Origin of the sequence: Lonsdalea britannica (genome assembly GCF_002111595.1) — a bacterium.
GTDB classification, from domain to species: Bacteria; Pseudomonadota; Gammaproteobacteria; order Enterobacterales; family Enterobacteriaceae; genus Lonsdalea; species Lonsdalea britannica.
In genome coordinates this window covers 136,092-161,597 of sequence record NZ_LUTN01000003.1, presented here as the reverse complement: position 1 = coordinate 161,597, position 25,506 = coordinate 136,092, and the positions used below count along the sequence as shown (strand labels likewise).

Annotated in this window: 18 protein-coding genes and 4 pseudogenes; 4 read left to right on the top strand and 18 right to left on the bottom strand. The window is 57.8% G+C overall.

All coding sequences use genetic code 11. The features are described from left to right. Positions 1-312 precede the first annotated feature (312 nt). From sucD to sdhC, 8 genes and pseudogenes are all read right to left on the bottom strand, one after another. Positions 313-1,183, bottom strand: a pseudogene (sucD, locus tag AU509_RS03690) (succinate--CoA ligase subunit alpha). Next, positions 1,183-2,349, bottom strand: coding sequence for an ADP-forming succinate--CoA ligase subunit beta (gene sucC, locus AU509_RS03685; protein ID WP_085652435.1), 1,167 nt, complete (start codon positions 2,347-2,349; stop codon positions 1,183-1,185). The pseudogene sucD and the gene sucC overlap by 1 nt, the downstream one beginning before the upstream one ends. 106 nt (positions 2,350-2,455) lie before the next feature. Next, on the bottom strand, positions 2,456-3,679 hold the full coding sequence (odhB, locus tag AU509_RS03680; protein ID WP_085652436.1) for a 2-oxoglutarate dehydrogenase complex dihydrolipoyllysine-residue succinyltransferase: 1,224 nt from the start codon (positions 3,677-3,679) through the stop codon (positions 2,456-2,458). Between the two features lie 16 nt (positions 3,680-3,695). Then, a pseudogene (sucA, locus tag AU509_RS03675) lies at positions 3,696-6,502 on the bottom strand (2-oxoglutarate dehydrogenase E1 component). 242 nt (positions 6,503-6,744) lie between these two features. Then, positions 6,745-7,461: a succinate dehydrogenase iron-sulfur subunit gene (locus AU509_RS03670; protein ID WP_085652438.1), complete on the bottom strand. Its 717-nt coding sequence runs from the start codon at positions 7,459-7,461 to the stop codon at positions 6,745-6,747. A gap of 17 nt (positions 7,462-7,478) precedes the next feature. Then, a complete protein-coding gene (sdhA, locus tag AU509_RS03665; RefSeq protein WP_085652439.1) occupies positions 7,479-9,245 on the bottom strand; it encodes a succinate dehydrogenase flavoprotein subunit in 1,767 nt (588 codons plus the stop codon). Beyond that, positions 9,245-9,592 carry a succinate dehydrogenase membrane anchor subunit gene (gene sdhD, locus AU509_RS03660; protein WP_085652440.1) on the bottom strand — a complete coding sequence of 116 codons (348 nt, stop codon included), beginning with the start codon at positions 9,590-9,592 and terminating at the stop codon, positions 9,245-9,247. The genes sdhA and sdhD overlap by 1 nt, the downstream gene beginning before the upstream one ends. Beyond that, complete coding sequence (gene sdhC, locus AU509_RS03655) at positions 9,586-9,975, bottom strand: succinate dehydrogenase cytochrome b556 subunit (RefSeq protein ID WP_085652441.1); 390 nt, start codon at positions 9,973-9,975, stop codon at positions 9,586-9,588. Before sdhC ends, sdhD begins: the two co-directional genes overlap by 7 nt. Positions 9,976-10,597: 622 nt before the next feature. Between sdhC and AU509_RS03650 the strand changes: the two are divergent. After that, positions 10,598-11,916 (top strand): annotated as a pseudogene (locus tag AU509_RS03650) (citrate synthase). A 148-nt stretch (positions 11,917-12,064) separates the two neighbouring features. Here the strand turns inward: AU509_RS03650 and nei are convergent. The 8 genes from nei to AU509_RS03610 form a co-directional block, all read right to left on the bottom strand. Beyond that, a complete protein-coding gene (nei, locus tag AU509_RS03645) occupies positions 12,065-12,856 on the bottom strand; it encodes an endonuclease VIII (RefSeq protein ID WP_094117670.1) in 792 nt (263 codons plus the stop codon). A 28-nt stretch (positions 12,857-12,884) separates the two neighbouring features. Then, complete coding sequence (gene pxpA, locus AU509_RS03640) at positions 12,885-13,622, bottom strand: 5-oxoprolinase subunit PxpA (RefSeq protein WP_094117669.1); 738 nt, start codon at positions 13,620-13,622, stop codon at positions 12,885-12,887. After that, positions 13,612-14,541, bottom strand: a complete 930-nt coding sequence (gene pxpC / locus AU509_RS03635; protein WP_094117668.1) for a 5-oxoprolinase subunit PxpC — start codon at positions 14,539-14,541, stop codon at positions 13,612-13,614. The genes pxpA and pxpC overlap by 11 nt, the downstream gene beginning before the upstream one ends. Beyond that, complete coding sequence (gene pxpB / locus AU509_RS03630; protein WP_085652446.1) at positions 14,535-15,191, bottom strand: 5-oxoprolinase subunit PxpB; 657 nt, start codon at positions 15,189-15,191, stop codon at positions 14,535-14,537. Before pxpB ends, pxpC begins: the two co-directional genes overlap by 7 nt. Positions 15,192-15,255: 64 nt before the next feature. Further along, a complete protein-coding gene (locus AU509_RS03625; RefSeq protein WP_085652447.1) occupies positions 15,256-15,999 on the bottom strand; it encodes a type 2 GTP cyclohydrolase I in 744 nt (247 codons plus the stop codon). A gap of 23 nt (positions 16,000-16,022) precedes the next feature. Then, positions 16,023-17,447 carry a deoxyribodipyrimidine photo-lyase gene (gene phrB / locus AU509_RS03620; protein ID WP_094117667.1) on the bottom strand — a complete coding sequence of 475 codons (1,425 nt, stop codon included), beginning with the start codon at positions 17,445-17,447 and terminating at the stop codon, positions 16,023-16,025. Positions 17,448-17,469: 22 nt separating this feature from the next. Continuing rightward, positions 17,470-18,429 carry a YbgA family protein gene (locus AU509_RS03615; RefSeq protein WP_085652449.1) on the bottom strand — a complete coding sequence of 320 codons (960 nt, stop codon included), beginning with the start codon at positions 18,427-18,429 and terminating at the stop codon, positions 17,470-17,472. A 147-nt stretch (positions 18,430-18,576) separates the two neighbouring features. After that, positions 18,577-18,783, bottom strand: a complete 207-nt coding sequence (locus AU509_RS03610; RefSeq protein ID WP_085652450.1) for a YbfA family protein — start codon at positions 18,781-18,783, stop codon at positions 18,577-18,579. A gap of 284 nt (positions 18,784-19,067) precedes the next feature. Between AU509_RS03610 and kdpD the strand changes: the two genes are divergently transcribed. From kdpD to AU509_RS18460, 3 genes and pseudogenes are all read left to right on the top strand, one after another. Beyond that, positions 19,068-21,788, top strand: a complete 2,721-nt coding sequence (gene kdpD, locus AU509_RS03605) for a two-component system sensor histidine kinase KdpD (RefSeq protein ID WP_094117666.1) — start codon at positions 19,068-19,070, stop codon at positions 21,786-21,788. Between the two features lie 14 nt (positions 21,789-21,802). Further along, positions 21,803-22,483, top strand: a complete 681-nt coding sequence (kdpE, locus tag AU509_RS03600) for a two-component system response regulator KdpE (RefSeq protein ID WP_094117665.1) — start codon at positions 21,803-21,805, stop codon at positions 22,481-22,483. A 61-nt stretch (positions 22,484-22,544) separates the two neighbouring features. After that, positions 22,545-22,956 (top strand): annotated as a pseudogene (locus AU509_RS18460) (EamA family transporter); the annotation flags it as partial. Between the two features lie 257 nt (positions 22,957-23,213). On the opposite strand, the gene pgm reads toward AU509_RS18460, so the two are convergent. Continuing rightward, positions 23,214-24,857 (bottom strand): phosphoglucomutase (alpha-D-glucose-1,6-bisphosphate-dependent), encoded by a 1,644-nt coding sequence (gene pgm / locus AU509_RS03590; RefSeq protein ID WP_094117664.1) that lies wholly within the window; start codon positions 24,855-24,857, stop codon positions 23,214-23,216. Between the two features lie 24 nt (positions 24,858-24,881). Beyond that, the gene (gene seqA, locus AU509_RS03585; protein ID WP_094117736.1) at positions 24,882-25,418 is read right to left on the bottom strand and encodes a replication initiation negative regulator SeqA; all 537 of its coding nucleotides are present in this window, start codon (positions 25,416-25,418) and stop codon (positions 24,882-24,884) included. Between the last annotated feature and the right edge of the window lie 88 nt (positions 25,419-25,506).

The window sequence follows — 25,506 nt, the reverse complement described above, 5'->3', positions numbered from 1 at the left end:
TCCGCCCTTAACGTTAACAGTGTGACACATTCCATTTTCATTAGGCTGATATTGTTAATTTGACGTGACCGCCAGGTTTCAATAATTAATATTTGCTGATTTATTGTTCTGAGTATTTACTGCATTAATGTTTCTATATGATTACTTATTTTTATATTTATTGGTTTGCATTGTTGCCATTACGTTATTTTTAGAAATGAGTGTTATTCCCATTAAATGTTCATCAGGCTCAAACATAAAAAAAAGGCCATCCGAAGATGGCCTTTTCCTGCATCGCTGTGTTCGTGTTAACGCAGCAATAAACTCGCCACGTTAGCCGGCGATCATGCTTTTCACTGCTTCACCGATATCTGCCAGACTGCGTACCGTCTTAACGCCAGCCGCTTCCAGCGCGGCGAACTTCTCATCAGCCGTTCCCTTTCCGCCAGCGATGATCGCGCCAGCATGGCCCATCCGCTTCCCTTTCGGCGCGGTAACGCCGGCAATGTAGGCGACAACAGGTTTGGTAACGTGCGCTTTGATGAAAGCCGCCGCCTCTTCTTCCGCGGTTCCGCCGATTTCCCCAATCATCACGATCGCTTTTGTCAGCGGGTCTTGTTCAAACAACTCAAGAATATCAATGAAGTTGGAACCGGGGATCGGGTCGCCACCGATACCGACGCAGGTAGACTGGCCCAGGCCGACGTCCGTCGTCTGCTTGACGGCTTCGTAGGTCAGCGTGCCGGAACGAGAAACAATGCCGACATTTCCCGGCAGATGGATATGGCCGGGCATGATGCCGATCTTACATTCACCCGGCGTAATCACGCCCGGGCAGTTCGGGCCGATCATTTTCGCCCCGGTCTGCTCCAACTTGGCTTTCACCGTCAGCATATCCAGCGTCGGAATACCTTCGGTGATGCAAATAATTAGCTCGATACCCGCATCAATCGCTTCCAAAATCGAATCTTTACAGAAAGGAGCCGGAACATAGATGACCGATGCCGTCGCACCGGTAGCCGCAACGGCATCGCGTACCGTATTAAACACGGGCAGACCAAGATGCTGAGTGCCTCCCTTGCCCGGCGTCACTCCCCCAACCATCTGCGTGCCGTAGCTATCGCCTGTTCGGAGTGAAACGTTCCCTGACTCCCGGTGAAGCCTGGCAGATCACTCTGGTGTTTTTATCGATCAGAATAGACATTATTTTCCCTCCACGGCAGCAACCGCCTGCCGAGCTGCATCCGCCAGACCGGTTGCAGCAATGATATTCAGACCGCTCTCCGCCAGTTTCTGCGCCCCAAGCTCCGCATTGTTACCTTCCAGACGCACCACCACCGGTACGTTGACACCCACTTCCGCCACGGCGCCGATGACGCCATCGGCGATCAGGTCGCAGCGTACGATGCCGCCGAAAATGTTGACCAGCACGGCTTTTACCTTGCTGTCTGACAAAATGATTTTAAAAGCCTCTGTCACGCGCTCTTTGGTCGCGCCGCCGCCAACATCCAAAAAATTGGCTGGCGCGCCGCCGTGCAGTTTCACGATATCCATCGTGCCCATCGCCAGACCCGCACCATTGACCATACAGCCGATGTTACCGTCCAGCGCGACATAGTTCAGTTCCCACTGCGCCGCGTGTTCCTCGCGTTCATCGACCTGACTCGGATCATGCATGTCGCGCAGCTCAGGCTGACGGAACAACGCATTGCCGTCCACGGCCAGTTTGCCGTCCAGACACAGCAGCTCGCCCTGCCCGGTGATGACCAGCGGGTTGATTTCCACCAGCGCCAGATCGCATTCCAGAAACAGCTTCGCCAACCCCATGAAAATTTTGGTGAACTGGGCAACCTGCTTACCGCTGAGGCCCAGTTTGAATGCAAGCTCACGGCCTTGATAAGGCAGCGGTCCAGTCAGGGGATCCAGCGCCGTTTTATGAATAAGATGAGGCGTTTCCTGAGCGACTTTTTCAATTTCTACGCCACCTTCCGTGGACGCCATAAACACGACGCGACGACTGCCGCGATCGACGACCGCCCCGAGGTACAGTTCGCTGGCAATGTCCGTCGCGGCTTCAACCAGAATCTGATGTACCGGCTGACCATGAGCGTCAGTCTGATAAGTCACCAGCGGCTTGCCCAACCAGTTTTCCGCGAAAGCGCGAATGTCATCTTTGCTGTTGACGACTTTAACGCCGCCTGATTTACCTCGTCCCCCGGCATGCACCTGGCACTTAACGACCCACGGGCCTGCGCCGATTTTCGCGGCAGCCTCTTCCGCCTCATGGGGCGTCTTGCAGGCATAGCCTTCCGGGGCCGGTATGCCATACCGAGCAAAGAGCTGTTTTGCCTGATATTCGTGTAAATTCATGGTGTTCAATCCATTTTATATTTGAAGATAAATCCGCGATTTCATGAGTGGCGGCGTGCAGACGGCCTGGATAGCGAAGGGCGGCGCCAGGCCGCCCTATCCTGCCTTAAACGTCCAGCAGCAGACGCGCCGGATCTTCCAGCATGTCTTTAATCGTCACCAGGAAACTGACTGATTCGCGGCCGTCGATAAGCCGGTGATCGTAGGAAAGCGCCAAATACATCATGGGCAAAATGACCACCTGACCTTCAACGGCCATCGGACGATCCTTGATGGCATGCATCCCCAGAATCGCGCTTTGCGGCGGATTGATGATCGGTGTCGACATCAATGAACCAAACACGCCGCCGTTAGTGATGGTGAAATTTCCCCCCGTCAACTCATCCACGGTTAGTTTGCCATCGCGGCCCTTAATTGCCAGTTCCTTAATTTTTTTCTCGATATCCGCCATGCTCAGCAAATCGACATCCTTGAGCACTGGCGTGACCAGACCGCGCGGCGTCGATACGGCGATGCTGACGTCAAAGTAGTTGTGATACACGACATCTTCACCGTCCAGCGACGCATTCACTTCGGGGAAACGTTTGAGCGCTTCAACCACGGCCTTGATGTAGAACGACATAAAGCCCAGGCGTACGCCGTGCCGTTTTTCAAATGCTTCGCCGTACTGCTTACGCAGATCCATCACCGGTTTCATGTTGACTTCGTTGAACGTCGTCAGCATGGCCGTGCTGTTTTTCGCTTCCAGCAGGCGCTCAGCCACCCGTTTCCGCAGGCGCGTCATCGGCACCCTTTTTTCACTACGTCGATCCAGAGAGGGGTCAGCGGCGGTCGCGTCCGCACTCGCCGGGGCGGCGACAGCAGCCTCGCGCTGTCGGGCAAGCTGTTTTTCGACATCTTCACGGGTGATCCGTCCACCCACGCCGCTGCCTACGATCGTCGACGCGTCTAAATCATGCTCGGCGATCAGTCGGCGAATGGCCGGACTCAGCACGTCGTTGCTTTCCTCTTCCAGACCGGCGGTATAACGCTGGGCCGGCGTAGACTCTTTGTTGGTCGGTTTTTCGCTGGACTCCTTGCCGCTGCTGTCCCCAGGGCGCAGACGGCCAAGGATTTGGCGTGAGACGACGGTCGCCCCTTCCGCTTCCAGCACCGCATCCAGAATCCCGGCTTCGGAGGCAGGCACTTCAAGCACCACCTTGTCGGTTTCAATCTCAACCAGTACTTCATCACGCTGGACGCTGTCGCCCGGCTGTTTACGCCAGGTCGCCACGGTGGCGTCGGCTACCGATTCGGGCAGGTCGGGGACGAGAATATCTACGCTACTCATTATTTATCCTTTTGATTCAATTAACGTTCAGCGCGTCATCAACAAGATCTTGCTGCTGCTTTTGGTGGACGGACATGTAACCCACGGCGGGCGATGCGGATGCCGGTCTGCCGGCATAACGCAAGGAAGCGCCGAACGGAATCGCCTCGCGCAAATGATGCTGGCTGCAATACCAGGCGCCCTGGTTCAGCGGTTCTTCCTGACACCAGACGAAATCCAGAACATGGGCGTACGGTGCCAGCACGGACTGCACATACTGCTGAGGGAAGGGATACAGCTGTTCAATGCGGACAATCGCCACATCGTTCTGCTCATTCTTGCGTCGTTTTTCCAGCAGGTCGTAGTAGACCTTACCGGCGCACATCACGACGCGCTTTACGTCACGAGGATCGATATCGTCAGCCTCGCCAATCGCGGGCTGGAATTTACCGGAGGCCAGTTCCTCCAGCGTCGAGGTTGCCAGCGGATGACGCAGCAGCGACTTCGGCGACATCACCACCAGCGGACGTCGCATTCCACGCAGCGCCTGACGTCGCAGCATGTGGTAAACCTGCGCCGGAGTGGAGGGAATGCACACCTGCATATTCTGTTCAGCGCACAGCTGCAAATAGCGTTCCAGACGGGCCGATGAGTGTTCCGGTCCTTGCCCTTCATAGCCGTGCGGCAGCAGCATGACCAGACCGCACATCCGTCCCCATTTTTGCTCCCCGGAGCTAATGAACTGGTCTATCACCACCTGAGCGCCGTTGGCGAAATCGCCAAACTGCGCCTCCCAGATGGTCAGCGTGCGCGGCTCAGCCGTGGCATAACCATATTCGAACGCCAGCACCGCCTCCTCCGACAGCACCGAGTCCCATACCTTAAACTCGCCCTGTGCATTGTGTACATGCGACAAAGGTGTATAGGTCGAGCCATTTTTCTGATTGTGCACAACGGCATGGCGGTGGAAAAAGGTGCCGCGGCCGGTGTCTTCGCCCGACAGCCGGATAGGAATGCCTTCATCCACCAGCGTGGCGTAGGCCAGCGTTTCAGCGCCGCCCCAGTCGAAAGGCTTGCCGTCCTCCGCCATCTCGGCGCGGTCGTTGTATATTTTGGCGACCCGGGACTGCATTTCTATCGCCTCCGGGATCGTGCTGATGCGACGGGCCAGCCCCTGCAAACGCTTCATCTCGACCTGATGCGGATAGTCTTCATCCCAGTCGTGGTTGAGATACGGCATCCAGGCCAGCGCCTGCATATCCATCGGCAGCCACTCTTCCACCACGCATTCACCAGCATCCAGCGCATCGCGGTACAAATTGACCATTTCGGTGGCATCTTCCAGATGGATCAAATTCTGCTGCTCCAGACGGTCGGCGTAGATTTTACGCGGCGTCGGGTGCTTTTTAATTTTGTGATACATCAGAGGCTGCGTGGCGCTTGGCTCGTCGGCCTCGTTATGGCCATGACGGCGGTAACACACCATGTCAATGAAGACGTCGCGCTTGAAGGTATTACGGAAGTCGAGCGCCAGCTGGGTCACGAATGCGACGGCCTCGGGATCGTCCGCATTCACGTGGAAAATCGGCGCCTGAACCATTTTACCGATATCAGTACAGTATTCGGTTGAGCGCGCATCGTGCGGATTGGAGGTCGTAAACCCGATCTGGTTATTAATGACGATGCGGATCGTACCGCCGACGTCGTAACCGCGCGCTTTGGACATGTTCAGCGTTTCCTGAACGACGCCCTGCCCCGTCATAGCGGCATCGCCGTGAATCGTGATCGGAAGCACCAGCGCGCTACTGGGGTTATCCAGTCGATCCAGACGCGCCCGCACCGAGCCAATGACGACCGGGCTGACGATTTCCAGATGCGAGGGGTTAAAAGCCAGCGCCAGATGCACCCTGCCGCCTTCGGTATCCACATCCGAAGAGAAGCCCTGATGATATTTCACATCGCCCGTGCCGAGATGTTCTTTGTGCTTGCCAATGAACTCATCGAACAGATCCTGCGGCTTTTTGCCGAGGACATTGACCAACACATTCAGACGTCCCCGGTGCGCCATCCCTAGTACGACTTCGCGCGTCCCGTTCTTCCCGGCATGGCGCACGATTTCCTTCAGCATCGGGATAAGGGCGTCCCCGCCTTCGAGAGAGAAGCGCTTGGCGCCGGGGAATTTCGCGCCCAGATAGCGCTCCAACCCTTCCGCCGCCGTCAACTCTTTCAGGAAACGCTTGCGCTCATCGACGCTAAACGACGGCTGTCCGACCACGGATTCGATCCGCTGCTGGATCCAGCGTTTCTCTTCCGTGTTGGTGATGTGCATATACTCGGCGCCGATGGCGCCGCAGTAGGTCTGCCGTAACGCCGCGTACAAATCCCGCAGCTTCATGGTCTCTTTGCCGATAGCGAAAGAACCCACGTTAAAGGTATCGTCCAGATCCGCTTCGGTCAGATGATGATAGGCAAGGTCGAGGTCAGGAACGGTTTCTTGTTTCCACAAATCCAGCGGGTCGAGGTTGGCATGCTGATGGCCGCGAAAGCGAAACGCATTAATGAGCTGCAACACCTTGACCTGCTTGGCATCGCTGTCCGGATCGTGAATAGAGGAGGTATACCGCGAGCTGTCCTTCGCCAGACGACGAAAATAGTCTCGGGTTTGAGAGTGCAGTTGATCGGGTTTGACTCCCGTCGCCACCATTTGCTGGAAAAGCGTTTGCCAACTGGTGTCGATAGAGGCCGGATCGGTTAAATAATCTTCATAGAGCTGCTCTATGTAGACTGGTTCGCCCCCGCCAGATACGAGGAATCCAGCCAGGCCTTCATTGCACCGTTCTGCATTGTGATCCCTTAAGCTGATATGCTTCAGTTTTCGCCGTGGTTAACATTTTTTGTCGCGCCGTGTAAAAGCGGCATTGCCGGATAAACGGTTCACTCTTCATGCCGACGGTGAGCATGTCGAGGGGGAGTACTTCCCACCAAAGGAGCCTTAACACAAGAGGCTGTCATGCCTGTTCGCTGTAGTAAGAAGCGCTCCCGACGACCGCCGTCCGACGGCGGAGGTCGTCCCGTTGATGCGGTCATCAGGCGCCGCGCTGCAACAACATCGACTTGATGTGGCCGATGGCTCGCGTCGGATTCAACCCTTTGGGACACACGCTGACGCAGTTCATGATGCTGTGACAGCGGAACACGCTGAAAGCGTCGTCCAGTCCATCGAGACGCGATTGGGTTTCCGTATCGCGGTCATCTATCAGGAAGCGGTACGCCGTCAGTAATCCGGCCGGACCGATGAACTTGTCTGGGTTCCACCAGAAGGACGGACACGAGGTGGAACAGCAAGCGCACATGATGCATTCGTACAGTCCATCCAGCTTCGCCCGATCCTGCGGCAACTGCAAATTTTCACGTGCCGGAGGATTCTTCCCATTATTCAACAGGTAAGGTTTAACTTTCTCATATTGGGCATAGAATTGCCCCATGTCTACCACCAAATCGCGGACAACCGGCAACCCCGGCAGCGGACGCACCACGATTTTGTGACTGCCGCGACGCAGGCTGGAGATCGGCGTGATGCATGCCAGTCCGTTTTTACCATTGATGTTCACCCCATCCGAACCACACACGCCCTCACGGCAGGAGCGGCGAAACGTCAGCGTCGGGTCCTGCTCTTTCAACTGGATTAATGCGTCGAGCAACATCATGTCCGTGCCTTCATCGGCCTCCAGCTGGTAGTCCTGCATCCGCGGGGCATTATCAATGTCCGGGTTGTAACGATAAATCGAAAATTCAAGTTTCATCGCTGTCTCTCCGTCCTTTAATAGGTGCGCGCTTTCGGCGGGAATGCCTCACGCAGCGTCGGTTGCATGTTCACCTCACGGCGCGTCATGCTTTCAGTGTCCGGCAGGTACAGCGTGTGGCAGAGCCAGTGTTCATCGTCCCGATCGGGATGGTCGGAGCGGCTATGCGCGCCACGGCTCTCGGTGCGATAGTTTGCCGCCAGCGCGGTAGCAAAAGCGGTATCCATCAGGTTATCCAGCTCCAGGCACTCGATACGCTGGGTGTTGAACTCCTGCGAAGTGTCGTCCAGGCGGGCGTTTTGCAACCGTTCGCGAATGGCTTTCAGTTCCTCAAGCCCCTGCGCCATCGCATCGGCTTCGCGGAAGACGGAGAAGTTATGCTGCATACACTCTTGCAGCGCCCGGCGGATCTCCACCGGGCTTTCTCCATCGCGATTGTTGTTCCAGCGGTTGAGGCGCGTCAGCGAGGCCTCGATATCCGACTCGCTGGCATCGCGGCTGGCGCCCTGCTCAGACAACGACGCTTCGAGGTGCATCCCCACGGCGCGGCCGAACACCACCAGATCGAGCAGCGAATTGCCGCCGAGACGATTGGCGCCGTGTACCGAAACGCAGGCGATTTCCCCCACGGCGAACAGGCCGGGGATCACCACGTCCTCGCCTCGTTCATTGACGGTCAGCGCCTGACCGGTAATTTTGGTGGGGATACCGCCCATCATGTAGTGACAGGTCGGAATGACCGGGATCGGCTCTTTGACCGGGTCGACGTGAGCGAAGGTGCGAGAAAGTTCCAGAATCCCCGGCAGGCGGGACTCCAACACCTCTTTGCCGAGGTGGTCGAGCTTCAGCTTAACGTGCGGCCCCCACGGACCGTCGCAGCCGCGGCCTTCGCGGATTTCAATCATGATGGAGCGTGCGACAACGTCTCGGCCAGCCAGATCTTTCGCGTTCGGCGCGTAACGCTCCATAAAACGTTCGCCGTCTTTATTCAGCAGATAACCACCCTCGCCGCGGCAGCCTTCGGTGACCAGCACCCCCGCCCCCGCGATGCCCGTCGGGTGAAACTGCCACATTTCCATGTCCTGTACCGGCACGCCGGCGCGCAGCGCCATGCCCACGCCGTCGCCGGTATTGATGTGCGCATTGGTCGTCGACTGGTAGATTCGCCCTGCGCCGCCGGTCGCCAGTACCGTCGCGCGCGCCTTGAAATAGACGACTTCGCCGGTCTCGATACAAATCGCCGTGCAGCCCACCACCGCGCCGTCCTGATTTTTCACCAGATCCAGCGCGTACCACTCGGAAAAAATGGTGGTGTGATTTTTCAGGTTTTGCTGATAGAGCGTGTGCAACAGCGCATGTCCGGTGCGGTCGGCCGCCGCCGCCGTACGCGCCGCCTGCTCGCCGCCGAAGTTTTTCGACTGACCGCCGAACGGACGCTGATAAATACGCCCGTCATCCAGCCGCGAAAACGGCAGTCCCATGTGTTCCAGCTCCAGCACGGCTTCCGGCCCGGTCTTGCACATGTATTCGATGGCATTTTGATCGCCGATATAGTCCGATCCCTTTACCGTGTCATACATATGCCATTGCCAGTTATCTTCGTGGGTATTCCCCAGCGCGACCGTGATGCCCCCCTGTGCGGAGACAGTATGAGAACGCGTCGGAAAGACCTTGGAAATGAGGGCGCAAGACAACCCCATCTGGGAAATTTGCAACGCGGCGCGCATACCTGCGCCGCCCGCGCCGACGACCACTGCATCAAACTCTCTGACTGGCAGATTCATTACGCCCCCCACACTACAATCGTTCCATAAATGACATACACCATCAGCACAACCACCACCGCCAGCTGCAATGTGAGCCGAACGGCTAGCGGTTTGACGTAGTCGGTCAACACCTGCCACAGACCGATCCAGGCATGCACCAGAATCGACAGTAAGGTCAGAAGAGTGAGCACTTTGGTGAGGCGCAGGGCGAAGAAATCACGCCAGAGGGGATAGGTGAGTTCAGGCGCGGTAACGAAAAAACCCACGAGATACAAAACGTACAGCACGATGACGATGGCAGCAGCGCGAAGTAATAACCAATCGTGTACTCCATTACGCCCGAGTGCAGAAGCATTGCTTACCATACAAGGACTCCAGACAAGATTGAAAGCACGACAGTAATAACAAAAGCAATCCATGCGGAGCGTTCACCCGAGGCGAAGGTTTCCTCAATGCCGCCGAAATCCATTAACAAATGGCGCAAGCCGCCCACGGCATGGTAGGCCAGCGCGGTCAAAATGCCCCAGACAACCAATTTGGCGATGACGCTATCCATGATGGACGCCGCCTGCATGAACCCGTCTTCCGAAGACAGGGAAAGACCCAGCAGCCACAGCAGGATACCGATGGAAACAAAGGTGATAACGCCGGAAACGCGATGGAGAATAGAGGCTACCGCGGTAGCGGGGAAATGGATCGTTTGCAGATCCAGATTGACAGGTCTTTGTTTTTTCACAGGTTCGCCCACACAACTTTTATTATTTTCTTACTCCGGACCTATTGTGGGGGTCAGACAGCATGAGAGGTTGCTGAAAGGAAGATAAGTCGGGCATCTCCTTATTTCGCCGCACGCTCCGTCAGCCAATTTTAAGCCGGGGCGGCGCAAACCTATCACGCTGGGTGCTCCTACTGCAGGATGTTCCGGAGACCTGAAAAAAGTATAGGTGCTTCACAATATCATTACAAATAGCACACATAGAGTTTGAGGGAATTTGCTGTGAATGGTGAATTAGATCACGCATTTAACAATTTATTAAAAATAAATCAGTCTTATAGGTAATTATTAAACATTAATTTTACAACTGGTTTTTGAGGCTTGTTACTGATATCAAAGGCGATAGGCGGCGCTTTTCGATTGCCGAAGGTTGTGTAACAGTGTCGAAAGAGTCCACGTAAAAGTCATCGGTATGACTACAATGAATTCAGGACGACGCGCCGGATAACCGGCAAGCACACGGCGGCTCAACCGCCTGCGCTCAGCGGAGCATCCCCGCTGACGGCTCGTCCTGAACAACCGGTTTTTACCGAGTCATGCCAGCCGGCTTCCGGTCGCCTCTCCCAGGTAGGATGACTCGCTGTCACGGTGAGCAATGTCGTCAATTAAAACGCTAAGGAGAATGTTAATGGCTGACAAACACGCAACGATTACCATCGACGGTCAAGAGCCTATCGCGCTTGATGTCCTGTCCGGTACGCTCGGTTACGACGAGATCGATATCCGCAGCCTCGGTGCAAAAGGTTATTTCACGTTCGATCCCGGTTTCACCTCCACAGCGTCCTGCGAGTCCAAAATCACCTTTATCGACGGCGAAAAAGGCATTCTGCTGCACCGGGGCTACCCCATCGATCAGTTGGCGGAGAAGTCCAACTACCTGGAAGTCTGCTATATGCTGTTGTTCGGGGAAGCGCCGTCGCAGGCGCAGTACGACGAATTCAAAACCATCGTTACCCGTCACACCATGATCCACGAGCAGATTACCCGCCTGTTTCATGGTTTCCGCCGCGACTCGCACCCGATGGCGGTGCTGTGCGGCGTGACCGGCGCGCTGGCCGCTTTCTATCACGACTCGCTGGACATCAGCAATGCGCGGCACCGCGAGATCGCCGCATATCGTCTGCTGTCGAAAATGCCGACCGTGGCCGCCATGTGCTACAAATACTCGCTGGGCCAGCCGTTCATCTACCCGCGTAACGATCTCTCCTATGCGGGCAACTTCCTGCACATGATGTTCGCCACACCATGCGAAGATTACGTGGTGAATCCGGTGCTGGAGCGCGCCATGGACAAGATTCTGATCCTGCACGCGGACCATGAACAGAACGCCTCAACTTCGACCGTCCGCACGGCGGGTTCGTCCGGCGCCAATCCCTTCGCCTGTATTGCCGCCGGTATCGCATCGCTATGGGCCCCGCACACGGCGGCGCTAACGAAGCGTGCCTGCGCATGCTGGAAGAAATTAGTTCAGTCAAACACATCCCGGAATTCATCGAGCGCGCGAAAGACAAAAACGATTCGTTCCGCCTGATGGGATTTGGCCACCGCGTGTACAAAAACTATGACCCGCGCGCCACCGTCATGCGTAAAACCTGTCACGAAGTGCTGAAGGAGCTAAAGACCAAGGACGATCTGCTGGAAGTGGCGATGGAGCTGGAGCACATCGCCCTGAACGATCCGTACTTCATCGAGCGCAAACTCTACCCGAACGTGGACTTTTACTCGGGCATCATTCTGAAAGCGATGGGAATTCCGTCGTCGATGTTTACCGTCATCTTTGCAATGGCGCGCACGGTCGGCTGGATTGCCCATTGGAGTGAGATGCACGGCGATGGTCTGAAAATCGCCCGTCCACGTCAGCTCTACACCGGTTACGAACGACGCGATTTCGAACCTGAGGTGAAAGAACACTAATCAAGCATCGCCCCGACCGGAGGTATTCAGTTGGGGCGATACCTTCTCCCTCTTCCCCCTTCCCATCTGCCCGCTTCTCAGCAAACCATCGCCGCCGAACCAATGTCATGGGCGACGATTCCGCCCCCATTATCCGCCCGTGCATCGCTTAACGCTGGCAGTGGGAACACCCGTAGAACGGTCGCGACGACAGCATCGTGCGCTCAATAAGGTGACCGCAACGCTCGCAGGGTTTACCGGCGCGATGAAAAACGCGAAAGCGGAATACGGCGCCGTGATGTCGTCGTTCATCCCCTTCACCGCGTGTCCGATACGACAAACGCGGGATATCCAGCAGCGCCTGACTCAGGGCCATCAATTGTTCTGGCGACAAATCCGCGGCGCGATGCTGCGGCGCCAGCTCGGCCTGCCACAGGATTTCCGCTCGCAGATAGTTCCCCAGCCCGGCCAGGAAAGCCTGATCCAGCAACAGCCCACTGAACTGACGACGACGAAAACGAGGCAGCAACAGTCGTTCTTGCACCTGTTCAGCCGTCAGCGTCATATCAAGCACGTCCGGACCGATACGTTGCAAAAAAGGATGTGTCGCCAGTTGATCCGTCGTCAGTATGTCGATATCCGACGCGCTATACAGAGACACGGCGCTATCGGCCGTGGTCAACCGAACGCGCAGGTCGCGCTTGGTTTCCGGCAACGTCTCCGGAAGTCCCACGCGCCAAACGCCATACAGCTGGTTATGGCTGTACAGCACCAGATCGTTGGAAAAGCAGGTCAGCAGGGCCTTGCCTCGAGTCACAATTTCCGTCACCTGCGCGCCCGTCAGTCGTGGTTCGTAGATTTTCAACGCGGGAAACGCAAACCATACGGCGGTCAGCGTTTTCCCGGTGATAGCCGCCGACAGCGTATCCGCCGCGCGGCGGATTTCAGGGCCTTCCGGCATAGCTTCCGCTCCCGTTGATAGTCTTTCCTCAGCAGGCGGCGATATGAATGCCGTACTGCGCGAAACTGTGATGCAGCTTGCTGGCGAACTGCAACGCATGGTCTCCATCGCCGTGCAGGCATACCGTATCGGCTTTCACCGGCACCCAACTGCCGTCGGTGGCGCGCACTCGCTGGCGTTGGATCATCTCAAGCGTCTGAGCCAGCGCCAATTCGTCGCTGGTGATCAGCGCGCTGCTCTGATCACGCGGCACCAGCGTGCCGTCGGCCTGATAACTGCGGTCGGCGAACACTTCCTCGCGCGTCTTTAACCCGTAACGTTTTCCGGCGTTAATCAGCTCGCTGCCCGCCAGTCCAACCAAATGCAGCAAGGGGTCGACCACCTTGACCGCTCTGGCGATCGCGTCCGCCAGCTGCGGATCTTTCGCGGCCTGATTGTAAAGCATGCCGTGGGGCTTAACGTGGAACATCCGTGCGCCCTCCGCTTTAACCAACGCCGCCAGAGCCCCCACTTGATAAACGACCTGGGCAAAGACCGCATCGGGTGAAAGCTGCAAGGCCCGGCGGCCGAAATGTTCCCGGTCGGGATAACCCGGGTGCGCGCCGATGGTGACGCCGTATTTAATGGCCGAACGCACCGAACGGTGCATCGTCTGCGCATCGCCAGCATGAAAGCCGCAAGCGATGTTGGCTGAGCTAATCAACCGCAGCAACGCCTCGTCATGTTTCCCGCCTTCTCCCAGATCCGCGTTCAAGTCAATCACCATGTAGCCTCCAAGCCAGTTGTTCCAGATAACGCCGTTGAGTCAGCCATGCCTGCCGAGCCTCAGACAGCGAGCAGTGAACGAAATGCACCGATTCACCCAAACGGATCTGCGCCAGATGGTAAAGATCGGCGGCGATCACGCTGGCGATGCACGGATAACCGCCGGTAGTCTGAGCGTCCGACATCAGGACGATCGGTTTGCCGTTGTGCGGTACTTGAATCACCCCTGGCAACACGCCGTGAGACAATATCTCGCGGTGGGAAACGCGCGCCAGCTCTGGCCCCTGCAATCGATATCCCATCCGGTTGCTCTGGGGGCTCAACTGCCAGCCGGTACGCCAAAACTCGTCACGCGCGACTTCGCTGAACTCCTGGTACTCCGGCCCCGTCAAGACCCGAACCCGGTTATGGAACAGCAGCTGTTTTATGCCGATCGGCTTGGAGGGAAGCTGTCGCGGACTCCCTAAGGCCAGACGGTCGCCATCTGCCAGCGGACGTCCCGGTAAGCCGCCGAACGCCGCCTTAAGATCGGTACTTCGCGACCCCAATATCTCAGGTACGTCGATACCGCCTGAAATCGCCAGATAGCTGCGCATACCGTGCCGCGGCATCCCCAGATGCAGCGTCTGCCCCGGCTCGACCGGATAGCGCCACCCGGTCCATAGCGTTTGGCCATCCAGCTCCGCGCGAGCATCCGCGCCGCTCAGCGCGATCCAGCATCGGCGGTTGAATTTAGCCGTAAACTGGCCGAGCGTTATTTCCAGCGCGGCCGTATCGGCCTCGTTGCCGACCAGCAGATTAGCGATGCTCAGCGCGGGCACATCCAGCGCGCCGCATTGACCGATGCCGAACTGGCGATAGCCGAAACGACCCGCATCCTGAACCGTGGTTTGTAAACCCGCCCGAATAATCGTCAGCATAGTCCCTCCCGCTGTGGAACGAAGCGAACCCGATCGCCCGGACGCAGCAACGTCGGCGGCGTCGATTCGGGCGTAAACAGCGAAAGCTCGGTACGGCCAATCAATTGCCAGCCGCCGGGAGTGGATAAAGGATAAATACCGGTCTGATGCCCGCCGATACCGACGGAACCAGCAGGCACTTTCAAACGAGGTTCCGCGCGACGAGGCGTATGCAGCCGCGCATCCAGATCGCCCAGATACGCGAAGCCGGGCTGGAAGCCAATGAAGTAAACGGTGTAACGCGTGGCGGCATGGCATTCAACGACCTGACGCGGCGTCATGCCACAGTGTGCCGCGACATGCGCCAGATCCGGCCCGTGCGTCCCGCCGTAGATCACCGGAATCTCAATATCGCGTGAAGCCAGAGGCTGCGCCGCGATCTCATCCCAGGCATGACGAAGCTGGGCTAATACGGCCGTCGGCGCAAACACCGGCTGCGCCAGAATCACCGTCAGATTGTTCATGCCGGGGATCACTTCGTCCACCCCGCTTTCCCCGCGCAAGCGCTCTGCCAGCGCCCAGATACGTTGCTGGCTTTGCAGCGAAGCCGGTGGCGTCAGCTCCAGCACCACCGCACTTTCTCCCAGCAGATAACAGCGAACCTGTTGCATCCTTACCTCCCGTGAAAACCTCCGCTGTGACGCCGTCCAGCCTCATCCCCAGCGACGACGGTCATTAAGCCGGGTTGGGAATATCGATAAAGGTCACATCGAAACCGTGCTGCTGCGCCAGCCACTCGCCCAGCGCGCGGATCCCGGCTCTCTCCGTGGCGTGATGCCCTGCGGCATAGAAATGAAGCCCCATTTCTCGCGCGGTATGCACCGTCTTTTCAGACACCTCACCGGTGATAAACGCATCCACGCCGAAATCGGCGGCCTGATCGATAAACCCTTGCCCGCCGCCGGTACACCAGGCCACCCGTTTGATCATCGCCGGAGCATGATCGCCGCAGTGCAGCACCGAACGACCTAACGCCTCTTCCAACTGATGGCGCAGCTCATCGCCGCTCTGCGGCTGTTGCAGCTCGCCATAAGGCAGCAGCGATTCAATCTCGCCCAACGGCGTGATATTCAGCATTTCCGCCAGACAGGCGTTGTTGCCGATCTCAGGGTGCGCATCCAGCGGCAGGTGATAGCCGTACAGATTAATGTCGTTGGCCAACAGCGTTTTCAAACGCCGACGTTTCATACCGCGAATCACCGCTGGCTCGCTTTTCCAGAAATAGCCATGATGCACCAGCACCGCATCGGCCTGCTGCGCCACGGCGGCGTCCAGCAACGCCTGACAGGCAGTTACCCCAGTGACGATCCGCTTTACATCGCTGCGGCCTTCGACCTGTAGCCCATTCGGGGCATAGTCGGAAAAAGCGGACACATTCAGAAATCGATCAATGACGGTTTCCAGTTCGGTATTACGCATAAGTACAACGGCTCCCTGATAATTTATTGTTTGTTCTTTGCGGCCTCGAACGCCGCCAGCGTGCGGGTTCTCGCCTGTTTATGATCGACGATGGGCGCCGGGTAGTCGAGCTTATGCCCCTGTTGTTGCGCCCACCGCTGCGGGTTGTGAATCGACTTGCCGGGGACTTTCGCCAGCTCCGGCACCCCGCGCCGGATAAAATCGCCGTCCGGGTCGAAGCGCTCCCCCTGCGTGGTCGGATTGAATATGCGGAAATAAGGCGCAGAGTCGGTCCCGGTCGACGCGGCCCACTGCCAGCCTCCGTTGTTGGCGGCCAGATCGCCGTCCACCAGTTGGCTCATGAAATACCGCTCTCCCTCACGCCAGTCAATCAGCAGATCCTTAATGAGGAAGCTGGCGCAGATCATACGCAGCCGGTTGTGCATCCAGCCGGTGTGATTAAGCTGGCGCATGCCCGCGTCCACAATGGGGTAACCGGTGCGCCCCTCCTGCCAGGCTTTGAGCCCTTTGGGATCGTCCCGCCACTCGACCTGCTTCGTCCATGCAATAAATGGCTGATGGCGGCACAGCTCGGGGCTATAAACCATCAGGTGACGATAAAATTCTCGCCAGATCAGTTCGTTAAACCACACAAAGGCGCTGCTGTCAGGCTGACGCAGCGTATCGGGATACTCGGCGAGAAGCCCTTCGAGACACTGCCGCGGCGAGATGACGCCGATCGCCAGATACGGCGACAGTTGGCTGGTGCCGGGCGCGGCGGGGATATCGCGCCGGGAGGCATAGTCGTCGGCCTTCTGGCGAAAGAACTGGCGCAACCGCTGCTGCGCGCCCTCTTCTCCGGCCGGGAAATCGTCAGACACCGAGGTTGACGGGTAGTCAAATGGCTTCACCGGCGGGACATCGTCCGTCATCTTGCCGCGTGAAGCAGGGGCTGGCGCGCAGGCGATTTCGCTCTGCTGCAACCGTTTAACGAACGCCTTACTGAACGGAGTAAAGACGCGATACATCTTACCGTCGCCCGTCATGACGCTGCCGGGAGGCAGCAGCAGGCTGTCATCGAAGCCCTGACAAACGACCTTTCCATCCAGCGCCTGCTCCGTCTTTCGGTCGCGCTGGCGTTCATTCAGCTCGTACTGATAGTTGTAGAACAGGTTCGTCACCTGCTCCTGCTGGCAAAACTCGACCAGTACATCAACGCTGTCGTTGAAGTCGCCGCACTGCTGGTAGTACAGCGGGATGCCTTTATCGTGCAGAGACTGCTGGAGCCGCTGCAGGTTTTCGAACATAAACGCGGCCTGACGTTCGGCCATCTCATGGTCAGCCCACTGGCGGGGCGTGGCGATAAACAGCCCAATCACACGGGCTTTTTTATCCTGACAGGCGGCGTGGAGCGCGAGATTATCGCTGATGCGTAAATCGTGGCGAAACCAGACCAAATGCGTAGCCATAATAAGTCCTTACGACGAAAAGCTAGTAGCCGTACCGCAAGCGCAACGCTTCGGGATACGGCGCGAAATAGCGCTGCTGCTCGAGATAGTCATCCGGATATTCGGATAGATAGTGGCGCAGGAGCGTAATCGGCGCGAGCAACGGCTGCACCCCTTGACGATAGCGATCGATGAGCTGGGTCAGCTCCTGGCGCTGCGAGGCGTTCAGCTGATTGCGGAAATAGCCCTGCACATGCATGAGCACGTTAGTGTGGTTACGGCGGGTCGCCGGATTCGACAGCAGCGACATCAAGCGCAGACGGTATTCCGCGGCGAACTCCTCGAGAGACTCCCACTGATCCATCGTGGCGACGAAACGTCCCAATGTGCGATATTCCGGCTGGGAGTGCGCCAACAACAACAGCTTGTAACGGCTGTGAAACGCCATCAGCCGCCCACGAGTCAGCCCCTGCTGCCACAGCTGATTTAACTCATGCAGCGCGAAAACGCGCTCGATGAAATTCTCACGCAGCACCGCGTCATTCAAACGACCGTTCTCTTCGACAGGCAGCCAAGGCATAGCGGCCGTCAGATGTTCAGTAAACAGTCCGACGCCGCTGCGCCGCGCATTTTTCTGATCGGCGTCATACACGCGTACACGCTCCATCCCGCAACTGGGGGATTTGGCACAAACGATGTAACCGCACAGATGACCCAGTTCGCTCACCTTGCTCGCCGAGAAGGCGTGCATCTCTTCGGTGACGTCCAGATCGCTGCCATTGCTGGCCTGCAACGCGATTTCATCATGTTCATTCTTGACCAAACGCAATGCCGGACGCGGCGTCGGCAGCCCGACCGCGATCTCAGGGCAGATCGGCTCAAAACTGAAATAAGGGGTGAGTTGGTCCGCAGCAAACCCAAAACGCTTGTGTCCGCCATCGAAACGGACCTGATTTCCCAACAGGCAGGCGCTTATGCCAACGGGAATTAACGAGTTCGACATGAGGTGCCTCATCAAAAGAAATTGCTATCTCAATAGCATAGCGGATTTACAGGCGAGTCAGGCGAAAGATGAGGAAAATCATGCCGTCGCGCCTGACGATTTCAGACGCGAGGGAGACAAACGGAAAACAATGGCGCAGGGCTGCGCTCAATAGAAGTGGCCGGCGGCGTGTTCTGACTGCATGTGCCACACCGGTTCGTCGCTGGTTTTTAACCATACTCGATGCAGATAGCTGTAGAAACGGGCGCGATCGCGTCGAAACAGCATGACTGGCAACGCCAGCAGACCAATAAGCACGACCGCGCTGCGGCGCAGAACGATACGGTGGAGCGGGTAAGCGTATGACATGACCATCCTCCGAATAATACGAGGCGCGGGAAGCACTCCCGCGAGTGATAAACAAGTGACTGCAACAGGTTAAAACTGTACCCGCTTTGCATCCGGTTAGCCACTCATCCGACCAGAAAAATCGGTGCGTATTTATCCGAAAAAACCATGAGGAGAAAGCCGTCCGTGGGGCCCTTTCCCCTCACCCGTTTGGGTACGGAACACGCCGACTCTGGCGGTAACGCAGCCGCTCATGTATTACTGTAAGACCCAACCGATGATTCACTCAGCCCTTGCGATAAGGACCGTTCATGACCCATGAGGAACCGCGTCGTCCCGACCCGGATACGTTGCTGTCTCAGTTGGGAGACTCCCCCCGGGGCAAACTGAAGATTTTTTTCGGCGCCAGCGCGGGCGTAGGGAAAACCTACGCCATGCTGCAAGAAGCGCGACGGCTCAAGGATCAAGGGCTGGATGTGCTGGTCGGCGTGGTGGAAACCCACGGACGCGCGGAGACCCTTGCCCAGTTAACGGGGCTACCGCTGCTGCCTGGAAAGAAAATCGGCGCGGTGGGCAGAGAGCATGAGGAGTTCGATCTGGATGCCGCGCTGGCGCGATCGCCTGCGCTGATCCTCGTGGACGAACTGGCCCACAGCAACCTACGCGGCAGCCGCCATCCTAAACGCTGGCAAGATGTGCAGGAGCTGCTGGACGCGGGGATCGATGTCTTCACGACGGTCAACGTGCAGCATCTGGAAAGTCTCAACGATGTCGTGGGCGGAATAACCGGTATTCGCGTGCGCGAAACCCTCCCCGATCCGTTCTTCGACGACGCGGACGAAGTCGTGCTGGTGGACTTGCCGCCGGACGACCTGCGCCAACGCCTGCATGAAGGCAAGGTGTACCTTCCGCAGCAGGCAGAGCGCGCCATCGAGCATTTCTTCCGCAAAGGCAATCTCGTCGCGCTGCGTGAGCTGGCCCTGCGTCGACTGGCTGACCGCGTGGACGACCAGGTGCGTGAGATGCGCGATCTTCAAGGCAACGAACGCGTATGGCACACCCGCGACGCAATTCTGCTGTGCATCGGGCAGGACGCGGGAAACGAAAAACTGGTGCGCACCGCCGCCCGCTTGGCGGCACGGCTAGGCGGCGTCTGGCATGCGGTGTACGTGGAAACGCCTCAGCTACACAGACTGCCGGAAACGCGCCGCCGGGCCATTTTGCGGGCGCTGAAGCTGGCGCAGGACTTGGGCGCCGAAACGGCCACCTTGTCCGATCCCTCCGTAGAAAACGCCGTCCTTCGTTACGCACGCGAGCACAACTTGGGCAAAATCGTGATCGGTCGTCACCCCGATCGCCGTTGGGGCCGCTGGCGACGGACGCGTTTCGCCGAGAAGCTGGGGTTATTGGGACCCGACCTCGATCTGGTGGTCGTTTCCGTTCAGGATGCCCCCTCTTCCCCGCCGGTCAAACCTGAAGACAACCGGAGCCTCACTGAAAAATGGCGGCGTCAGCTGTACGGCTGTGCGCTGGCGATCGCCCTGTGCTCTGTCATCACGTTGCTCGCGCTGTGGTCGCCTTTTTCTATGCTCGAGCCGGTGAATCTGGTGATGATCTACCTGCTCGGCGTGGCGATCGTCGCGCTATTTTTCGGACGATGGCCTTCGGTGTTTGCCGCGCTGATCAACGTTGTCGCTTTCGATCTCTGCTTCGTTGCGCCGCGCGGCAAACTGGCCGTGGCCGATGCGCAGTATCTGGTGACGTTCATCGTCATGCTCAGCGTGGGTGTTCTGGTGGGCAGTCTGACCGCAGGCGTGCGCTATCAGGCGCGGGTCGCCCGCTACCGGGAACAGCGTATGCGTCACCTGTACGAGATGTCCAATGCGCTGAATCGCAGCCTGACCGTTGAGGATATCGCCGCCGCCAGCCGCCATTACCTGTGCTCGACGTTTCAGGCTCGCGCCGCGATCTGGCTGGCGGATGCGCCGTCTTCGCCGACGGCCGAACTGACGCCCGCCGCGACGCAAACGCCAGAGCCGCTCATCATCGACCCGGCTATCGCGCGCTGGAGCTTTGACCACCATGCGCCCGCAGGCAGCGGAACCCAGACTCTGCCCGGCGTACCCTACCAAATTCAGCCACTATCAACGCCGCAGCTGACGTTCGGCGTCATCGCGATCGAACCCTTTCATGCTCGCCAGCTGATGATCCCCGAGCAGCAGCGAATGCTGGAAACCTGTACCGTGCTGATTGCCAACGCGCTGGAACGGCTCCACTTAGTCAATAGCGCCGAAAAAGCGCGTCTGGATACCGAACGCGAGCAGTTGCGCAACTCCTTATTGTCCGCGCTGTCTCACGATCTGCGGACGCCGCTGACGGTGCTGTCCGGGCAGGCGGAGATTCTGACGCGGAATCTGAGCGCGCAGGCGTCGCCTTACGCGACGCAAGCCGGTCAGATCCGACGGCAAATTCAGAATACGACGCGGTTGGTCAATAACCTGCTGGATATGGCCCGACTCCAGTCTGACGGTTTCCATCCCCGCAAAGCCTGGCAGTCGCTGGAAGAGCTGGCGGACAGCGCTCTGCGCCATTTGGAAAACGGCGATGGGGCATTGGACGTCACGCTGGCACTGCCGCAAGCGCTGATGCTGGTCTATTGCGATGCCACATTGATAGAACGGGTGTTGATCAATCTCCTCGAGAATGCCGTCAAGTATGCGGGCGACCGGGCCGCCATCACGCTCTCCGCCCTGCCGCATGTCGCGGCAACCGGCGAGCACTACGTCGAAGTGCGCGTGCAGGACAATGGTCCCGGTATCGACCCCGGCAAGGAGCAGATGATTTTTGATAAATTCGCCCGCGGACATCAGGAATCCGCCATTCCTGGTGTAGGCTTGGGACTGGCGATCTGTCGGGCCATCGTGGTCATTCACGGCGGGAAAATCTGGGCAACCCATGCCACAGGCGGCGGCGCCGTGTTCCACTTCACTCTGCCGCTGACGACCCCGCCGGAGCTGGAACCTGAACTATAGGAGCGACCACGCAGGTGCTTACCAACGTATTGATCGTAGAAGATGAGAAAGAGATACGGCGCTTCGTGCGACAAGCGCTCGAAGCCGAAGGCTGCCATGTCTTCGAAGCCGATACGCTACAGCGCGGCCTGCTTGAAGCCGCCACCCGCAAACCATCGCTGATTATCCTCGATCTGGGCCTGCCGGACGGCAACGGCCTCGATTACATCCACGACCTGCGCCAATGGAGCAGCATCCCGATTATCGTTCTTTCCGCCCGCAGCGATGAGCAGGATAAAATCGCGGCGCTCGACGCTGGCGCCGACGACTTTCTGACGAAGCCCTTTGGTATCGGCGAGCTACTGGCCCGACTGCGTGTGGCGCAACGGCGATTTACGCTGTCGCGGCAGGAAAGTCCGCAGGTGACCTTCGGAGACGTCAGTGTCGATCTGCTCGACCGCCAGGTGACCCGCAACGGCGAAACGCTGCACCTCACGCCCACCGAGTTCCGCCTATTGTCCCTGTTGGTCGCCAATCCCGGCAAAGTTTTGACGCAGCGCCAATTGCTGAACGATGTCTGGGGGCCTAACGCGGTCGAAAATAGTCACTACCTGCGCATCTATATGGGACACCTGCGCCAGAAACTGGAGCTGGACCCCGCCCGCCCACGGCACCTGGTTACGGAGACCGCCGTCGGCTATCGCTTCATCCCGTGAACATCGCCTTTCTGATGAGGCAGGAGTCGCATCCTCGCTTATTTCTGAGCGGGAAAGAGTCATGAATAGCTGGTTGAGTAATGTACTGCTATCCGCGCAGTGCCCCGCGCCGGTAGCGATATTCGCTAAAGCAGGACTACAACCGCTGGACGCCAATACGGCGACCGCCGTGCGGGTCGTCGTCATGGCTCTGTTTCTGATCGGTATTGTCGTCGCGCAAAGCAAACTGGGCCTGGTAGGCTCGATTCTGACCCAGCGTTCATCGTCCTCAGCGGCGTCGCCGAGGCCATGACGTGGCTGTTCTACTTCATGGCGCCCAAAAATGGCTCTGTCGCGCAGGTCGCCCCGATCGATAAACTCAGCATCGTCTTTGCCGTGTTTTTGGCGGTGATCCTGCTGGGGAAAAGATATCTTTGCTGATAGGCGTGGGCGTCGCGCTGATCTCAACTGGCGCGCTGTTGATCGCATTAGGATTACGTCAAGCGGCCCGTTGTTCGATGAAACCGGTCTGTTCGTCACGGTGGGCTTCACCCCGACATGAGAAACGGAGACGCTCGCCCCCCCTCTGCAACACGATAGGCGGACAGATTCGTCCGGACGAGACATTCGCATCATCGTTGAAATTGCGTCCGCCCCAAACGACGGCCAACCTCCCCGTGGTTGGGACTGCCTCGAATAACAAAAAGGCACCCTTTTCGGTGCCTTTTTTAATTTCGCATTGCCGTGAGCGCTATTTCGCGTTGTTCAGCACTTCGCTGACAATCTCTACCGCTTCTTTTTCAATTTTCCGCAGATGCTCCTCGCCGAGGAAACTTTCACAGTAGATTTTGTAGGCTTCTTCCGTGCCGGAAGGCCGCGCGGCAAACCAGCCGTTGTCCGTCATCACCTTCAGCCCACCGATGGACGCGCCATTGCCCGGCGCGGTAGTCAGACGCGCGGTAATCGGATCGCCCGCCAGCGTACTCGCGGAAACCTGTTCCGGCGACAACTTGGACAACGCGGCTTTTTGCGCGTGCGTAGCCGGTGCCTGAATCCGGTTATAGCTAGGCGCGCCGAAGCGCTTCGCCAATTCATCATAGTGTTGCTGCGGGTTCTTACCGGTCACGGCCGTGATTTCCGCCGCCAGCAGACACATGATGATACCGTCTTTGTCGGTTGACCACGGCTGGGTGTCGAAACGCAGGAAGGAGGCGCCCGCGCTTTCTTCACCGCCGAAGCCCAGACTACCGTCAAACAGTCCATCGACAAACCATTTGAAGCCGACCGGCACTTCCACCAGCTTGCGGCCCAGATCGTTGACCACCCGGTCAATCATCGCACTGGAGACCAGCGTTTTGCCGACTGCTACGCTGTCGCTCCATTGCGGACGATGTTGGAACAGGTAATTGATAGCGACGGCGAGGTAATGATTCGGATTCATCAGTCCGGCAGGGGTCACGATGCCGTGGCGGTCGTAATCCGGATCGTTGGCGAAAGCCAGATCGAACTTGTCGCGCAGCGCCAGCAGCCCGGCCATGGCGAACTCCGATGAGCAGTCCATACGAATGACGCCATCGTGGTCCAGCGTCATAAAGCGGAACGTCTGGTCAACTTCGTCGTTAACCATAGTCAGATCCAACTGGTAGTGCTCAGCAATCCGCTGCCAGTAAGCGATGCCGGAACCGCCCAGAGGATCGACGCCCAGTTTCAACCCGGCGCGCTGGATGGCCGCCATATCAATAACTTCGCCCAGCCCTTCCACGTAGGCCTGCACCAGATCCTGTTCGTGAAGATGACCGCCGCGTTTGGCTTCGTCCATGGTCTGACGCTTAACACCGCGCAATGCTTCTGCCAGCAGCGCGTTGGCGCGCTTTTCAATGACGCTGGTCAGATTGGTGTCTGCCGGTCCGCCATTGGGGGGATTGTATTTGATGCCGCCGTCTTCCGGCGGGTTGTGCGACGGCGTAATAACGATGCCATCCGCCAACGCGCCGCCGAGACGGTTATGCGTCAGAATCGCGTTTGAGACGGCCGGCGTCGGGGTGAAGCCGTTATCCTGCTGGATAATGACGTCCACACCATTCGCCGTCAGCACCTCCAAAACGGAAATAAACGCGGGTTCAGATAGCGCATGCGTATCTTTCCCCACGTAACAAGGACCGCTAATCCCCTGGCGACTGCGCTCTTCGGCTATCGCCTGAGCAATAGCCAGAATGTGCGCTTCATTAAAACTGTTGCGCGCAGCGCTACCGCGATGGCCTGAAGTGCCGAATTTCACGGCGTGGGCCGGGTTAGCGGGGTCCGGTTGCAACACGTAATACTGTGACGTCAACTGCGCGACGTTAATCAAGTCGCTCTGCCGGGTAGGTTGTCCAGCTCTCGGGTGATTAGCCATTGCCTTGTTTTCCTGACGCGTGATTTAGATGGTGCCGCAGACTTTTTCGATCAGCTCCGGCGGGAACTGCATCGATTGCATGATGTGTTCGACCATGCTCCGTTTACGACCCGTATTGGTATTAGTGATAACCCAGTATGGCGTGCCCTGGATATGTTTAGGTTTAGTGTGCGTGCCGTTTTGCAGCAGAGTATGCTCATCTCCGGCAAAGTAGACGCGGGTCCGGCCATGGAGCGACTCGGTCGCCGCGCCGAATTCCGCAGGTGACAGCTCATATAACGCGGACAATATCAACATGAAGCGGTTGATCGCTTTGTTCTTTTCAGCGTATTCGTCAGATAACAGCAGCTCGCGGAGCGCTCTCACCCGGTCACGCGGGCTGTGTTGAATCGTCGCCGGTGGCTGTTCCGCCGCCGCAGCTTTGGAGGGAGCTGTCTGTACAACCTGTCCGGCGCTGAATTTCAGCATGCGCCGTAAAATGTCGGATGCGCTTTCGCCAATATGCTGGGTATGGCTGGCGATATAACGATAAAGCTCTTCGTCGACCTCAATAGTTTTCATCTTTATCCAGTACGGTTTTATTTCTTCAATCATCAGGGAGTATAAAGTTACCTTTCTCCCGCGAACAGCAGCAAACGCGGGTATCCGC

What these genes read in the sequence shown, in the direction of transcription:
- sucC (WP_085652435.1), bottom strand. Translation starts at nt 2,349, where the DNA reads ATGAATTTACACGAATATCAGGCAAAACAGCTCTTTGCTCGGTATGGC.
- odhB (WP_085652436.1), bottom strand. Translation starts at nt 3,679, where the DNA reads ATGAGTAGCGTAGATATTCTCGTCCCCGACCTGCCCGAATCGGTAGCC.
- AU509_RS03670 (WP_085652438.1), bottom strand. Translation starts at nt 7,461, where the DNA reads ATGAAACTTGAATTTTCGATTTATCGTTACAACCCGGACATTGATAAT.
- sdhA (WP_085652439.1), bottom strand. Translation starts at nt 9,245, where the DNA reads ATGAATCTGCCAGTCAGAGAGTTTGATGCAGTGGTCGTCGGCGCGGGC.
- sdhD (WP_085652440.1), bottom strand. Translation starts at nt 9,592, where the DNA reads ATGGTAAGCAATGCTTCTGCACTCGGGCGTAATGGAGTACACGATTGG.
- nei (WP_094117670.1), bottom strand. Translation starts at nt 12,856, where the DNA reads ATGCCGGAAGGCCCTGAAATCCGCCGCGCGGCGGATACGCTGTCGGCG.
- pxpA (WP_094117669.1), bottom strand. Translation starts at nt 13,622, where the DNA reads ATGGTGATTGACTTGAACGCGGATCTGGGAGAAGGCGGGAAACATGAC.
- pxpC (WP_094117668.1), bottom strand. Translation starts at nt 14,541, where the DNA reads ATGCTGACGATTATTCGGGCGGGTTTACAAACCACGGTTCAGGATGCG.
- pxpB (WP_085652446.1), bottom strand. Translation starts at nt 15,191, where the DNA reads ATGCAACAGGTTCGCTGTTATCTGCTGGGAGAAAGTGCGGTGGTGCTG.
- AU509_RS03625 (WP_085652447.1), bottom strand. Translation starts at nt 15,999, where the DNA reads ATGCGTAATACCGAACTGGAAACCGTCATTGATCGATTTCTGAATGTG.
- phrB (WP_094117667.1), bottom strand. Translation starts at nt 17,447, where the DNA reads ATGGCTACGCATTTGGTCTGGTTTCGCCACGATTTACGCATCAGCGAT.
- AU509_RS03615 (WP_085652449.1), bottom strand. Translation starts at nt 18,429, where the DNA reads ATGTCGAACTCGTTAATTCCCGTTGGCATAAGCGCCTGCCTGTTGGGA.
- AU509_RS03610 (WP_085652450.1), bottom strand. Translation starts at nt 18,783, where the DNA reads ATGGTCATGTCATACGCTTACCCGCTCCACCGTATCGTTCTGCGCCGC.
- kdpD (WP_094117666.1), top strand. Translation starts at nt 19,068, where the DNA reads ATGACCCATGAGGAACCGCGTCGTCCCGACCCGGATACGTTGCTGTCT.
- pgm (WP_094117664.1), bottom strand. Translation starts at nt 24,857, where the DNA reads ATGGCTAATCACCCGAGAGCTGGACAACCTACCCGGCAGAGCGACTTG.
- seqA (WP_094117736.1), bottom strand. Translation starts at nt 25,418, where the DNA reads ATGAAAACTATTGAGGTCGACGAAGAGCTTTATCGTTATATCGCCAGC.